This window comes from Bacillus stercoris, assembly GCF_029772985.1.
GTDB classification, from domain to species: domain Bacteria; phylum Bacillota; class Bacilli; order Bacillales; family Bacillaceae; genus Bacillus; species Bacillus stercoris.
Map to the genome: position 1 here is coordinate 253,159 of NZ_CP121861.1, position 14,280 is coordinate 267,438.

12 protein-coding genes and 1 pseudogene are annotated in these 14,280 nt (G+C 47.0%); 12 read left to right on the forward strand and 1 reads right to left on the reverse strand.

The genetic code is table 11. The annotated features are described in order from the left end of the window. Window positions 1-25 precede the first annotated feature (25 nt). Window positions 26-781, reverse strand: coding sequence for a myo-inositol utilization transcriptional regulator IolR (gene iolR, locus QA442_RS01370; RefSeq protein ID WP_003227050.1), 756 nt, complete (start codon window positions 779-781; stop codon window positions 26-28). 416 nt (window positions 782-1,197) lie between these two features. Here iolR and iolA point away from each other — a divergent pair, with 416 nt between their 5' ends. From iolA to yxdK, 12 genes and pseudogenes are all read left to right on the forward strand, one after another. After that, window positions 1,198-2,661: a methylmalonate-semialdehyde dehydrogenase gene (gene iolA, locus QA442_RS01375; RefSeq protein ID WP_040081255.1), complete on the forward strand. Its 1,464-nt coding sequence runs from the start codon at window positions 1,198-1,200 to the stop codon at window positions 2,659-2,661. A 74-nt stretch (window positions 2,662-2,735) separates the two neighbouring features. Continuing rightward, window positions 2,736-3,551 (forward strand): 5-deoxy-glucuronate isomerase, encoded by an 816-nt coding sequence (gene iolB, locus QA442_RS01380; protein ID WP_279473481.1) that lies wholly within the window; start codon window positions 2,736-2,738, stop codon window positions 3,549-3,551. 23 nt (window positions 3,552-3,574) lie between these two features. Next, window positions 3,575-4,552 carry a 5-dehydro-2-deoxygluconokinase gene (gene iolC / locus QA442_RS01385; protein WP_279473482.1) on the forward strand — a complete coding sequence of 326 codons (978 nt, stop codon included), beginning with the start codon at window positions 3,575-3,577 and terminating at the stop codon, window positions 4,550-4,552. A gap of 32 nt (window positions 4,553-4,584) precedes the next feature. Continuing rightward, entirely contained in the window at window positions 4,585-6,498 is a 1,914-nt protein-coding gene (iolD, locus tag QA442_RS01390) for a 3D-(3,5/4)-trihydroxycyclohexane-1,2-dione acylhydrolase (decyclizing) (RefSeq protein ID WP_279473484.1), read from the forward strand. 16 nt (window positions 6,499-6,514) lie between these two features. Continuing rightward, entirely contained in the window at window positions 6,515-7,408 is an 894-nt protein-coding gene (gene iolE / locus QA442_RS01395; protein WP_279473486.1) for a myo-inosose-2 dehydratase, read from the forward strand. Between the two features lie 14 nt (window positions 7,409-7,422). Beyond that, a pseudogene (gene iolF / locus QA442_RS01400) lies at window positions 7,423-8,740 on the forward strand (myo-inositol transporter IolF). 22 nt (window positions 8,741-8,762) lie between these two features. Further along, window positions 8,763-9,797 carry a bifunctional inositol 2-dehydrogenase/D-chiro-inositol 1-dehydrogenase gene (gene iolG, locus QA442_RS01405; RefSeq protein ID WP_279473488.1) on the forward strand — a complete coding sequence of 345 codons (1,035 nt, stop codon included), beginning with the start codon at window positions 8,763-8,765 and terminating at the stop codon, window positions 9,795-9,797. A gap of 19 nt (window positions 9,798-9,816) precedes the next feature. Further along, on the forward strand, window positions 9,817-10,686 hold the full coding sequence (locus tag QA442_RS01410; RefSeq protein WP_014666017.1) for a sugar phosphate isomerase/epimerase family protein: 870 nt from the start codon (window positions 9,817-9,819) through the stop codon (window positions 10,684-10,686). A gap of 86 nt (window positions 10,687-10,772) precedes the next feature. Beyond that, window positions 10,773-11,609: a 2-keto-myo-inositol isomerase gene (gene iolI, locus QA442_RS01415; RefSeq protein WP_279473489.1), complete on the forward strand. Its 837-nt coding sequence runs from the start codon at window positions 10,773-10,775 to the stop codon at window positions 11,607-11,609. A gap of 20 nt (window positions 11,610-11,629) precedes the next feature. Then, window positions 11,630-12,502: a 6-phospho-5-dehydro-2-deoxy-D-gluconate aldolase gene (iolJ, locus tag QA442_RS01420; protein ID WP_069838358.1), complete on the forward strand. Its 873-nt coding sequence runs from the start codon at window positions 11,630-11,632 to the stop codon at window positions 12,500-12,502. 107 nt (window positions 12,503-12,609) lie between these two features. Continuing rightward, on the forward strand, window positions 12,610-13,299 hold the full coding sequence (gene yxdJ, locus QA442_RS01425) for a two-component system response regulator YxdJ (protein ID WP_014666014.1): 690 nt from the start codon (window positions 12,610-12,612) through the stop codon (window positions 13,297-13,299). Continuing rightward, on the forward strand, window positions 13,296-14,273 hold the full coding sequence (gene yxdK, locus QA442_RS01430; RefSeq protein WP_069838359.1) for a two-component system sensor histidine kinase YxdK: 978 nt from the start codon (window positions 13,296-13,298) through the stop codon (window positions 14,271-14,273). The genes yxdJ and yxdK overlap by 4 nt, the downstream gene beginning before the upstream one ends. Window positions 14,274-14,280: the final 7 nt, after the last annotated feature.

The following is a 14,280-nucleotide window of genomic DNA, read 5'->3' on the forward strand; positions in this document are numbered from 1 at the left end:
TAAACTCTCAACACTATTGTAAACGTTAGGCCAGATGAATGCCGATTTGATGCTCATTGCAGTATTGCGTGTACTCGTCGTCTAATGGCTGAGAGGTCACAATGCAATGCAGCCTGTCAAACGGCGCATATGTCAGAAGCGTTGATTTTCCGAATTTAGAATGGTCAGCCAATAGATACACTTCTTTTGCTTTTTCTGAAATCCTCTTTTTAATTTCATACTCCAGCAGATCCGAATTGGTCAATCCGTGTGTCAGCGTCGTTCCGGTAGCGGACATAAAGGCTTTGTTGATATTGTACTTATCAAGCATAGCCGGGTCGTCCATGCCGACAAAGGAGCGGGTTTTTCTCTTATAGTTGTTTCCGATAATGATTAAGTTGATATTCTTCAAAGCTGACGCCGCATTGATAATGTCTAAACTGTTGGTTAAGATGGTGACATTTTTGGCAGGGTCAAGCGTATCAAGAATAGACTTTGTCGTCGTTCCTGAATCAATAAAGACCAAATCGTGATCTTCAATAAAACGGGAAGCATAATGGGCGATTTTTGTTTTTTCATCCTGGTGCTGAATGGTGCGATTTTCAAAAGGAACTAATGCGGTTTTTTCAATAGAAGTTACGCCGCCGTATACTTTTTCTATCGCACCCTTTTCTGTTAGCTTGTTGATATCACGTCTGACTGTGTTTTTAGAGACATTGAACACTTGGCACAGTTCATCTAAGGAAACAGTGCCATGCGATAAAATGTACTCCTCCATTTCCTGAATCCGCATCAGTTTCATATCAAAAACTCCTTCTTGAATCTTTACGTAACTTAAATATATAATAAAAACCAAAAGTTAATCAATAGTTGCTTAAAAAATGATAACATCGTTATATATCTTTCGCAAGATTCGATGGATTTCTCGTCACTCTTCTTATTGATTAAAAGATTAATATCATAAAAATAATGAAAAAATGTAGTGTTTATGATTGACTTATGGGTATTATGCGATTAGAATATAACCAAGAAATGACCAAAAAGTAACCTGGTGTGCATGAAATGGTTGCTTGTATGTAAATATACATCCGCCATTTATTTTTTTGGTTTTTTTGAAAGCGTTTAATTCTTGGCTTACTGAAAAGTGGATATTGATATGAATCTATCCTGAACCATCCATACAAGTGTATGTGTTTACTAATGAAGGAGGCAATAAGAATGACAGAAATCAGAAAATTAAAAAACTACATCAACGGTGAATGGGTTGAAAGCAAAACAGATCAATATGAAGATGTCGTCAACCCGGCGACGAAAGAAGTACTGTGCCAAGTGCCGATTTCTACAAAAGAGGATATTGATTACGCAGCGCAAACAGCGGCTGAAGCATTTAAAACATGGTCAAAGGTGGCGGTTCCTCGCCGTGCCAGAATTCTATTTAACTTCCAGCAGCTGCTGTCCCAGCATAAAGAAGAACTGGCTCATCTGATTACCATTGAAAACGGAAAAAACACAAAAGAAGCTTTAGGTGAAGTGGGACGCGGGATTGAAAACGTAGAGTTCGCCGCTGGAGCACCTTCCCTGATGATGGGTGATTCGCTTGCTTCCATCGCAACGGACGTTGAAGCGGCCAACTACCGCTACCCAATCGGAGTTGTCGGTGGAATCGCGCCATTCAACTTCCCGATGATGGTCCCTTGCTGGATGTTCCCGATGGCGATCGCACTCGGCAACACATTTATTTTAAAACCATCAGAGCGGACACCGCTGTTAACAGAGAAGTTGGTTGAGCTTTTTGAAAAAGCGGGCCTTCCGAAAGGGGTATTCAACGTCGTATACGGTGCGCATGACGTTGTGAACGGCATCCTCGAGCATCCTGAAATTAAAGCGATTTCATTCGTAGGCTCCAAGCCGGTCGGCGAATACGTCTACAAAAAAGGAAGCGAACACTTAAAACGCGTTCAATCTCTGACCGGCGCGAAAAACCATACGATTGTCCTGAACGATGCGCATCTTGAAGACACGGTCACAAACATCGTCGGTGCTGCCTTCGGTTCTGCCGGTGAACGCTGCATGGCTTGTGCGGTTGTGACGGTTGAAGAAGGTATCGCTGATGAATTTATGGCGAAGCTGCAGGAAAAAGTGGCGGACATTAAAATCGGCAATGGCCTTGATGACGGCGTGTTCTTAGGACCGGTGATTCGCGAAGACAACAAGAAACGCACGCTCAGCTATATCGAAAAAGGCCTTGAAGAAGGCGCGAGACTCGTATGTGACGGCCGTGAAAATGTGTCTGACGACGGCTACTTTGTCGGCCCGACGATCTTTGACAATGTCACAACAGAGATGACGATCTGGAAAGATGAAATTTTCGCTCCGGTTTTATCTATCATCCGTGTGAAAAACCTGAAAGAAGCGATTGAAATTGCCAATAAGTCTGAGTTTGCGAACGGCGCCTGCCTGTTTACATCCAACGCAAACGCAATCCGCTATTTCCGTGAAAACATTGATGCGGGAATGCTCGGCATCAACCTTGGTGTGCCGGCTCCAATGGCATTCTTCCCATTCTCAGGCTGGAAGTCTTCATTCTTTGGGACGCTGCATGCGAACGGAAAAGACAGCGTCGACTTCTATACGCGTAAAAAAGTGGTGACGGCGAGATATCCGGAACCTGATTTCAACTAAACGACGAAAAGCCGAACGGTGTCCATGTGCGCTGTTCGGACTCATTCTGCCAATAGAAAGAGGAGGGCTTCACTATGAGTTATTTGTTGCGTAAGCCGCAGTCACATAAAGTGTCTAATGGAGTCAAACTGGTGCACGAAGTAACGAAATCCAACTCTGATCTCACTTATGTAGAGTTTAAGGTGTTAGATCTAGCTTCCGGTTCCAGCTATGCAGAAGAATTGAAAAAACAAGAAATCTGTATTGTGGCGGTAACGGGAAAAATTACAGTGACGGACCATGAGTCGACTTTTGAGAATATCGGCACGCGTGAAAGCGTATTTGAACGAAAACCGACAGACAGCGTCTATATGTCAAATGACCGTGCATTTGAGATTACAGCGGTCAGCGATGCAAGAGTGGCGCTTTGCTATTCTCCATCGGAAAAACAGCTGCCGACAAAGCTGATCAAAGCAGTGGACAACGGAATTGAGCATCGCGGGAAGTTTTCAAACAAACGTACTGTTCATAACATTCTTCCGGATTCAGACCCTTCAGCTAACAGCCTATTAGTGGTTGAAGTCTATACAGACAGCGGCAACTGGTCCAGCTACCCGCCTCACAAACATGATCAAGACAATTTGCCGGAAGAATCTTTCTTAGAAGAAACGTACTACCATGAGTTAGACCCGGGGCAGGGCTTTGTGTTTCAGCGCGTATACACAGATGACCGTTCTATTGATGAGACAATGACTGTAGAAAATGAAAACGTTGTCATCGTTCCTGCGGGATACCACCCGGTAGGTGTGCCGGACGGATACACATCCTACTATTTAAATGTCATGGCAGGGCCGACGCGGAAATGGAAGTTTCATAATGACCCGGCGCATGAGTGGATTTTAGAACGTTAACAAGTGAGGAGTGGCTGTTTACGATGAAGTATATATTCAATGAAGAGAAGGCTTTTGATATTGTTGCCATCGGCCGGGCATGTATTGATCTGAACGCAGTCGAATACAACCGCCCAATGGAAGAAACGATGACATTTTCGAAATATGTCGGCGGTTCACCTGCGAATATCGCGATCGGCAGCGCGAAGCTTGGCTTAAAAGCGGGCTTCATCGGCAAAATTCCAGATGACCAGCATGGAAGATTCATAGAGTCCTATATGAGAAAGACCGGCGTGGATACTACACAGATGATTGTTGATCAAGATGGACACAAAGCAGGCCTTGCATTTACAGAAATCCTCAGCCCTGAAGAATGCAGCATTTTAATGTATCGCGATGATGTGGCGGATCTTTATCTTGAGCCTTCAGAGGTAAGCGAGGACTATATCGCAAATGCGAAAATGCTGCTTGTCTCCGGGACAGCGCTCGCCAAAAGCCCGTCACGGGAAGCGGTGTTAAAAGCTGTTCAATACGCGAAGAAGCATCAGGTTAAAGTGGTGTTCGAACTGGATTACCGCCCGTATACGTGGCAGTCATCAGATGAAACAGCCGTTTATTATTCTTTGGTTGCCGAGCAGTCTGATATCGTCATCGGCACACGCGATGAATTTGATGTGATGGAAAACCGCACAGGCGGAAGCAATGAAGAATCCGTCAATCATTTATTTGGCCATTCAGCCGACCTCGTTGTCATCAAACACGGCGTCGAAGGCTCTTACGCATACAGCAAATCCGGCGAGGTATTCCGCGCCCAAGCGTACAAGACAAAAGTGCTGAAAACCTTTGGAGCCGGTGACTCCTATGCGTCAGCCTTTATCTATGGCCTTGTCACCGGAAAAGACATCGAAACGGCATTGAAATACGGCAGTGCTTCAGCTTCCATTGTGGTGAGCAAGCACAGTTCGTCAGAAGCGATGCCGACTGCGGATGAAATCGTACAGCTTATTGAAGCACAGTCATAATTGAAAAAGATCGAGTAAAGGTGGGATCGTTTGTGGGTAAGAAAATTCGCTTAACAACAGCACAGGCGCTGATTAAATTCTTAAACCAGCAGTACATCCATGTAGATGGAAAGGAAGAGCCTTTTGTCGAAGGGATTTTCACGATTTTCGGCCATGGAAACGTATTGGGGATCGGGCAGGCGCTTGAGCAGGATGCAGGCCATTTGAAAGTCTATCAAGGGAAAAATGAACAAGGAATGGCGCATGCGGCCATGGCGTACAGCAAGCAAATGCTGAGAAGAAAAATATATGCGGTGTCTACATCCGTCGGACCGGGAGCGGCTAACCTGGTGGCAGCAGCCGGCACTGCATTGGCAAACAATATCCCAGTTCTCTTGATTCCGGCAGACACATTTGCGACAAGACAGCCAGACCCTGTACTGCAGCAAATGGAGCAAGAATACAGTGCGGCGATTACAACAAACGATGCATTGAAACCTGTTTCGAGATATTGGGACCGCATTACGCGCCCTGAACAGCTCATGAGCAGTTTGCTGCGCGCGTTTGAAGTCATGACTGACCCGGCAAAAGCAGGTCCGGCAACGATTTGTATTTCTCAGGATGTTGAAGGGGAAGCATACGATTTTGATGAAAGTTTCTTCGTCAAACGGGTTCACTATATTGATCGCATGCAGCCGAGCGAGCGCGAGCTTCAAGGTGCGGCCGAGCTGATTAAATCCAGCAAAAAACCTGTGATCCTCGTCGGCGGAGGCGCAAAATACTCCGATGCGCGGGATGAATTGGTTGCCATTTCTGAAGCCTATAACATTCCATTAGTTGAAACACAGGCAGGAAAGTCTACTGTTGAGGCTGATTTTGCGAACAACCTTGGCGGAATGGGCATCACAGGCACACTTGCAGCAAATAAAGCGGCCCGCCAAGCTGATTTGATTATCGGCATCGGCACAAGGTATACAGATTTTGCGACATCCTCTAAGACCGCTTTTGATTTTGATAACGCGAAGTTTTTGAACATTAATGTCAGCCGAATGCAGGCGTATAAACTTGATGCATTCCAAGTGGTAGCGGATGCGAAAGTGACGCTTGGCAAACTGCACGTCTTGCTTGAAGGCTATGAGAGCGAGTTCGGCACAACGATCCGGGAGCTGAAGGACGAATGGCTCGCTGAACGCGAACGCCTCAGCAAAGTGACGTTTAAGCGGGAAGCATTTGATCCGGAAATCAAACATCATTTCTCTCAAGATGTTATGAATGAATATGCCGACGCCTTGAATACTGAGCTTCCGCAAACAACGGCATTGCTGACAATCAATGAGACGATTCCCGAAGACAGCGTCATCATCTGTTCAGCAGGCTCACTTCCAGGAGATTTGCAGCGTCTGTGGCATTCTAATGTTCCGAATACGTATCACCTGGAGTACGGATATTCTTGCATGGGCTATGAAGTGTCAGGGACACTCGGTCTTAAACTTGCCCATCCTGACAGAGAAGTGTATTCCATTGTCGGAGACGGCAGCTTCCTGATGCTTCACTCCGAGCTGATTACGGCGATTCAGTACAACAAGAAAATCAATGTACTGCTCTTTGACAACTCGGGATTCGGATGCATCAACAACCTGCAAATGGATCACGGCAGTGGCAGCTACTATTGCGAGTTCCGCACAGACGACAACCAAATCCTGAATGTCGATTACGCGAAAGTCGCTGAGGGATACGGCGCGAAAACCTACCGCGCGAACACAGTAGAAGAATTAAAAGCGGCGTTAGAGGATGCGAAGAAACAGGATGTATCAACGTTAATAGAAATGAAGGTTCTGCCAAAAACAATGACGGACGGATATGACAGCTGGTGGCATGTCGGAGTGGCAGAGGTATCTGAACAAGAAAGCGTTCAGAAAGCATACGAAGCAAAAGAGAAAAAGCTGGAATCTGCGAAGCAGTATTAGAGGGGAGGCACCATAGATGGGCAAAAATGAAATCCTGTGGGGAATCGCTCCCATTGGGTGGCGGAATGATGACATGCCTGAAATTGGAGCGGGAAATACACTTCAGCATTTGTTAAGTGATATCGTTGTCGCACGTTTTCAAGGCACGGAGGTCGGGGGCTTTTTCCCCGAACCTGCCATCCTGAACAAAGAGCTGAAGCTTCGGAATTTACGCATTGCAGGCAAATGGTTCAGCAGTTTTATTTTGCGTGACGGACTTGGTGAAGCGGCAAAGGCATTTACCCTGCATTGTGAGTATTTGCAGCAAGTAAACGCGGATGTCGCAGTTGTCTCTGAGCAAACGTACAGCGTGCAAAGCTTGGAGAGAAACGTGTTCACAGAGAAGCCGCACTTTACGGATGATGAATGGGAGCGGCTTTGCGAAGGGCTGAATCACCTTGGCAAAATTGCCGATCAGCATGGCTTGAAGCTTGTCTATCATCACCATCTCGGCACTGGTGTCCAAACAGCGGAAGAAGTGGACCGCCTGATGACAGGAACAGACCCTGCGCATGTGCACCTCCTCTATGATACAGGCCATGCGTATATTTCTGACGGCGATTACATGGGGTTGCTTGTGAAGCATATCGGCCGCATTAAGCATGTGCACTTTAAGGATGCCCGCCTGAACGTCATGGAACAATGCAGGCTTGAAGGGCAATCGTTCCGGCAATCATTTTTAAAAGGCATGTTTACAGTTCCCGGTGACGGCTGCATTGATTTTAGAGAAGTATATCAGCTGCTGTTAAAGCACAGTTATTCCGGATGGATTGTCATTGAAGCTGAACAGGACCCCGATGTGGCAAACCCGCTTGAATATGCATTGATCGCGAGAAACTATATTGATCAGCAGTTGTTGGATTTGGCTTAATGGGGACTGAACATATGGGCAATACCAATGGAGATTCAGCCTTCAATAAACGGACAATCGCGGCAGCGTTGGCCAACTATATTGATCTTCGGTTCAATTGTGGCGGGCTCTGCCGGTTTATCGTTATGGGTCAGTTACCTTAAGCTGTCCGATGCGCAGATCGGGCTGCTCGGCGCGCTGAGCGCAAACGCGATTTCTGCTGCTGTCGGCGCGCTGCTCGGCGGGTTTCTGGCTGATAAAGTCGGACGGAAGGCTGTTTACACCAATAGTATGCTGGTTTATGCACTAGGGATTTGTTTGGTTTTATTTGGGGTTAATTTCCCCATGTTGTTAAGCGGTTACATGATTATCGGTTTATCGGTAGGAGCTGATATTACCGCATCATGGACCATTATTGCGGAAAATGCGCCAAAGAAGAATCGGGCCCGTCATTGTGGCGTGGCACAAGTCGCTTGGGCCGCGGGGGCAGTTGTTGTACTGCTTCTCTCCGTACTGGCCGGTGACTTGGGCCTCTTGGGGAATAAAATCGTATTTGCCCATCTGCTTGTGATTGCGCTGATTACGTACATCCTGAGAATCAGGCTTCCGGAGTCAGATGCCTGGCAGTCAAAAAATCAGCCGGCGGATGCTCAGGCAGAGAAGGCGGCTGTATTGAATAAGACATCGTATTTTGATTTGCTCAAGCCTATGTATCTCAAAAGCATCCTGTTTTTGATGGGTGTGTACTTGATTTGGAACTTAGCCGCCGGGGTCATGGGCTTCTTTATGCCATACATTTATCAGCAGGTCGGCGGTGTATCTGCCAGCACGGCCAATCTTTTGCAAATGGGGCTGTTTATCTTCACAGGATTGGGGGTTGCCTTGATCTTCATGCCCTTTGCCGACAAACATAGAAAGACCGTATTTGGAATCGCCGCTTTTATGGCGGTGATCGGCTGGACACTGTTTCTGCTGCCGGTTGAAGGCCTGCCGATTCTGCTCCTGTTTATTGTCGTGATCGGCATTAATAACGGGGCCGGGCAGCAAGCGAACTATCAGTTATGGGCGAGTGAAATCTTCCCTACGAAATATCGTGCTTCCGCACAGGGACTGATGTTTTTCCTTGTCCGTATTTCAATAGGGATTTGGAGTCTGTTTGTCCCAATGATTATCACCAATTTCGGCATTGGAACGATGGCTGCAATTCTACTCGGATGTGTGACGGCCAGCATGATCATCGGGCTGCTCTTTGCGCCGAATACGTCTGGCAAGTCGCTTGAACAAATTCAAGAGGAACTCTACGGATCTCCTCGGAGCCAAGTAAAGCAAGGAACAGAAAGCAAAATCATGTAATCAACAGAAGGAGTGGCTGTCAATGAGTTTACGTATTGGCGTAATTGGAACTGGAGCAATCGGAAAAGAACATATTAACCGCATCACGAATAAGCTGTCCGGCGCAGAAATCGTAGCTGTAACGGATGTTAATCAAGAAGCTGCACAAAAAGTCGTTGAGCAATACCAATTAAACGCGACGGTGTATCCGAATGATGACAGCCTGCTTGCAGACGAAAATGTAGACGCTGTCTTAGTGACAAGCTGGGGGCCTGCGCATGAGTCAAGCGTGCTGAAAGCGATTAAAGCCCAGAAATATGTATTCTGTGAAAAACCGCTCGCGACAACGGCTGAAGGATGCATGCGCATCGTCGAAGAAGAAATCAAAGTGGGCAAACGCCTAGTTCAAGTCGGCTTCATGCGCCGTTATGACAGCGGTTACGTACAGCTGAAGGAGGCGCTCGATAATCACGTCATCGGCGAGCCGCTTATGATCCACTGCGCGCACCGCAACCCGACTGTAGGAGATAACTATACAACGGATATGGCTGTAGTCGACACGCTTGTTCATGAAATTGACGTGCTCCATTGGCTCGTCAACGATGACTATGAGTCCGTCCAAGTCATCTATCCGAAAAAATCGAAAAACGCGCTTCCGCATTTAAAAGATCCGCAAATCGTCGTGATTGAAACAAAAGGCGGCATCGTCATCAATGCTGAAATCTATGTGAACTGTAAATACGGCTATGACATTCAATGCGAAATCGTCGGAGAAGACGGCATCATCAAGCTTCCCGAGCCATCAAGCATCAGCTTGAGAAAAGAAGGCAAATTCAGCATTGATATTTTGATGGATTGGCAGAGACGCTTTGTGGCTGCGTACGATGTGGAAATCCAAGACTTTATTGATTCGATTCAAAAGAAAGGCGAGGTCAGCGGACCGACGGCATGGGACGGCTATATTGCCGCTGTTACAACGGATGCTTGTGTGAAGGCCCAAGAATCCGGACAAAAAGAAAAGGTTGAATTGAAAGAAAGACCGGAATTCTATCAATCTTATACAACAGTTCAAAACTAAAAAACAGAGGAGTGAAAATATGAAGTTAGCATTAGATCCATCCATGTATCGTGATGATTTAACTTTGGAGGAAACGGTCTATAAAACGGCGGAGCTTGGCTACGAATATATCGAACTTTCGCCGCGAGAGGATTTTTGTCCATTCTATAAATATCCGAAAGTCGATTCAGCAAAGATCAAACAATTAAAGCGCCTTTTAAGGGATACAGGTGTTAAGCTTTCATCACTCCTTCCGCTTTACCACTGGGCGGGTCCTGATGAAGACCGCCGGCAGGCAGCGGTGCGCAATTGGAAGCGGGCGATCGAAATTGCGGTTGAACTTGAAGTAGATTTGATGAACAGCGAATTCAGCGGATCAAAATATGATCCTTTAACAAGTGAAGAAAAATTTATCAAATCCATGGATGAGCTTCTCCCAGTCTTTGAAAAAGAAGGCATGAAACTCAACCTTCAAGCCCACCCATACGATTTTATCGAAACGCACAAAGGTGCGATGGATATGATCCGTGCGCTTGACAAGGATTGGATCAATCTTGTCTACTCGACTGCGCATACGTTCTTCTATGATGACGGAAAAGGCGACATTGAGACCATGTTTGACGAAGCCGGGGACCGCCTCACACATGTTTTATTTGCAGACACCTATAATCATAAAGCGGCTCATGGCTTGCGCTACATCGTCAATCCGCCTGACGCGAAAGTAACGGTTCACCAGCATTTGGACATTGGCCAAGGCGAGGTTGATTTTGAAACGATTTTCAGAAAGCTGAGAGAGATGAAGTTCGACGGAATTGCGACGAATGCCGTATTTGCTTGGGTCGACGAAAGAGCGGATGAATCAAGCCGATTTATGCTTAAAAAAATGAAAGAAGAATTAGGTCTGGCATAAGCTGAGCATGGAGTTCGGCGGGATATGGCGAACAGCCTTCCTGCCGAACTCCCTTCATATCTAACACGCAGATGGGGGAGTCTGACATGAAACTTTGTTTTAATGAAGCCACAACATTGGAAAACTCAAACCTTAAAAAGGATTTAGAGCTATGCGAAAAGCACGGCTATGATTATATTGAAATCCGCACAATGGATAAGCTGCCGGAGTACTTAGAAGACCATTCACTGGCTGAGCTTGCGGAGTATTTTCAAACTCATCACATCAAGCCGCTTGCCTTAAATGCACTTGTTTTCTTCAACAATCGTGATGAAAAGGGCCATAATGAGATCATCACTGAGTTTAAAGGCATGATGGAAACGTGCAAAACACTCGGTGTGAACTATGTGGTAGCCGTTCCGCTTGTGACAGAGCAGAAGATTGTAAAAGAAGAGATCAAAAAGAGCAGTGTAGAGGTGCTGACTGAGCTTTCAGATATCGCGGAGCCGTATGGCGTAAAAATCGCGCTTGAATTTGTCGGCCACCCGCAATGTACAGTCAATACGTTTGAACAGGCGTATGACATCATAAACACAGTCAACCGGGACAATGTAGGGCTTGTCCTTGACAGTTTCCACTTCCATGCCATGGGTTCGAACATTGAGAGCTTAAAGCAGGCGGACGGAAAGAAAATCTTCATCTATCATATCGATGATACCGAAGACTTCCCGATCGGCTTTTTAACGGATGAAGACCGCGTCTGGCCGGGACAAGGGGCGATTGACTTAGATGCCCACTTATCAGCACTGAAGGAAATCGGTTTTTCAGATGTTGTATCGGTTGAGCTCTTCCGCCCTGAATACTATAAGCTGAGTGCTGAGGAAGCCATTCAAACAGCGAAAAAAACAACAGTGGACGTCGTATCAAAATACTTCAATATCTAATGGAAAAAGGAGGGGTGGACATGGCTTTTGTATCGATGAAAGAGCTTCTTGAAGATGCAAAGCGGGAGCAGTATGCGATCGGCCAGTTTAATATCAACGGTTTGCAGTGGACGAAGGCGATTTTGCAGGCGGCGCAAAAGGAGCAATCACCGGTCATCGCCGCGGCTTCCGATCGCCTGGTCGACTATTTAGGCGGATTTAAAACGATTGCCGCCATGGTCGGCGCGTTAATGGAGGACATGGCGATTACCGTTCCCGTGGTGCTTCATCTTGATCACGGAAGCAGTGCGGCACGCTGCAGACAGGCCATTGACGCCGGATTCAGCTCAGTGATGATTGACGGCTCCCATCAGCCGATTGACGAGAATATCGCGATGACAAAAGAAGTCACCGATTATGCCGCAAAGCACGGCGTGTCAGTAGAAGCGGAAGTCGGCACGGTCGGCGGAATGGAAGACGGCCTGGTCGGCGGGGTCCGCTATGCCGATATCAAAGAATGTGAGCGGATCGTCAAAGAAACCAATATCGACGCGCTGGCCGCTGCCCTCGGCTCTGTACACGGCAAATATCAGGGTGAGCCGAATCTCGGATTTAAGGAAATGGAGGCTATCTCCCGCATGACTCATATTCCCCTCGTTCTTCACGGGGCATCCGGGATTCCGCAGGATCAGATCAAAAAAGCCATCACGCTCGGCCACGCGAAGATCAATATCAATACGGAATGTATGGTCGCCTGGACAGACGAAACACGCCGCATGTTTCAGGAAAACAGCGATCTGTACGAACCGCGCGGCTATATGACACCCGGCATTGAAGCCGTGGAAGAGACAGTGCGAAGCAAAATGAGAGAGTTCGGATCAGCTGGTAAAGCAGCTAAGCAGCAGGTCGGCTGAAGAGACCAGAAACCGCCGGGATGGCGGTTTTTTTGCGCGGTGTTGCGTCCGTACGCCCAAAACGATTATGATGATGGCAGCAGTGTAAGAAACGGGAGTGGTTCAGTTTGAATAAAATCATGATTGTGGAAGACAGTGAAGACATTCGCGGACTATTGCAGAATTACCTTGAAAAATACGGATATCAAACAGTAGTCGCCGCGGATTTTACGGCTGTTCTTGATGTCTTTTTGCGGGAAAAGCCCGATGTGGTGCTGCTTGATATCAACCTGCCGTCCTATGACGGCTATTATTGGTGCCGCCAGATCCGCCAGCACTCCACAAGCCCGATCATTTTCATTTCAGCCAGAAGCGGGGAAATGGATCAGGTGATGGCGATTGAAAACGGCGGAGACGATTATATCGAAAAACCGTTTTCCTACGATATTGTGCTGGCGAAAATCAAAAGCCAGATCCGGAGGGCGTACGGAGAGTACGCCGCAAAGCAGGGGGAGAAAGTGGTTGAATATGCCGGCGTCCAGCTCTTTGTGGAACGTTTTGAACTGCGTTTTCAGGATGAAAAAAGCGAGCTTTCTAAAAAAGAAAGCAAGCTTTTGGAAGTGCTGCTGGAGCGGGGAGAAAAGGTGACGAGTCGGGACCGTCTCATGGAAAAGACGTGGGACACCGACATATTCATCGATGATAATACACTTAACGTGTATATCACGCGGCTCAGAAAAAAACTGCGGGAGCTGAATGCACCTGTTTCTATTGAAGCGGTGCGGGGCGAAGGCTACCAGCTGAGGGCGCAGTCATGAAGCTGTTTCTCCGGTCTCATGCAGTGCTGATTCTGCTTTTTCTCCTTCAAGGGCTGTTTGTCTTCTTTTATTACTGGTTTGCAGGTCTTCATTCTTTTTCTCACCTGTTTTACATATTGGGCGTGCAGCTTCTTATTTTGGCGGGCTATCTTGCCTATCGCTGGTACAAAGACCGCGGTGTGTATCATTGGCTCAGCTCGGAGCAGGAAGGGACGGACATCCCGTATCTCGGTTCTTCAGTGTTTTGTTCAGAGCTATATGAAAAGCAGATGGAGCTAATCCGGCTGCAACACCAGAAGCTCCATGAGACCGAAGCTAAGCTGGAAGCGCGAGTGACGTATATGAATCAATGGGTGCACCAAGTGAAGACGCCGCTGTCGGTCATTAATTTAATCATTCAGGAAGAGGATGAACCCGTTTTTGAACAAATCAAAAAAGAGGTTCGGCAGATTGAATTCGGGCTGGAGACGCTTCTTTATTCATCAAGGCTCGACCTGTTTGAGCGGGATTTTAAAGTCGAAGCGGTTTCCTTATCAGAGCTTCTCCAATCAGTCATTCAAAGCTATAAACGATTTTTTATTCAATACCGCGTTTATCCGAAAATGGACATTCGCGATGACCATCAGATTTACACTGATGCAAAATGGCTCAAATTTGCGGTCGGCCAAGTGGTTACAAATGCGGTCAAGTATTCGGCAGGCAAGAGTGACAGACTGGAGCTGAATGTCTTCCGTGATGAAGACAGGACGGTGCTTGAAGTCAAAGATTACGGTGTCGGCATTCCCTCGCAAGACATCAAGCGGGTGTTTGACCCATATTATACCGGCGAAAACGGGCGGCGTTACCAAGAATCTACGGGAATCGGCCTCCATCTCGTCAAAGAAATTACGGACAAGCTCAATCATACGGTGGACATCAGCTCGTCTCCCGGTGAAGGGACATCGGTTCGATTTTCATTTCTTACAAAAATGTAAGGCTGCG

Bases quoted from the DNA above. Each gene is read 5' to 3' on its own strand.
- iolI (WP_279473489.1), top strand. From the start codon at position 10,773: ATGAAACTTTGTTTTAATGAAGCCACAACATTGGAAAACTCAAACCTT.
- iolC (WP_279473482.1), top strand. From the start codon at position 3,575: ATGAAGTATATATTCAATGAAGAGAAGGCTTTTGATATTGTTGCCATC.
- iolB (WP_279473481.1), top strand. From the start codon at position 2,736: ATGAGTTATTTGTTGCGTAAGCCGCAGTCACATAAAGTGTCTAATGGA.
- iolE (WP_279473486.1), top strand. From the start codon at position 6,515: ATGGGCAAAAATGAAATCCTGTGGGGAATCGCTCCCATTGGGTGGCGG.
- iolA (WP_040081255.1), top strand. From the start codon at position 1,198: ATGACAGAAATCAGAAAATTAAAAAACTACATCAACGGTGAATGGGTT.
- iolJ (WP_069838358.1), top strand. From the start codon at position 11,630: ATGGCTTTTGTATCGATGAAAGAGCTTCTTGAAGATGCAAAGCGGGAG.
- iolR (WP_003227050.1), bottom strand. From the start codon at position 781: ATGAAACTGATGCGGATTCAGGAAATGGAGGAGTACATTTTATCGCAT.
- iolG (WP_279473488.1), top strand. From the start codon at position 8,763: ATGAGTTTACGTATTGGCGTAATTGGAACTGGAGCAATCGGAAAAGAA.
- QA442_RS01410 (WP_014666017.1), top strand. From the start codon at position 9,817: ATGAAGTTAGCATTAGATCCATCCATGTATCGTGATGATTTAACTTTG.
- yxdK (WP_069838359.1), top strand. From the start codon at position 13,296: ATGAAGCTGTTTCTCCGGTCTCATGCAGTGCTGATTCTGCTTTTTCTC.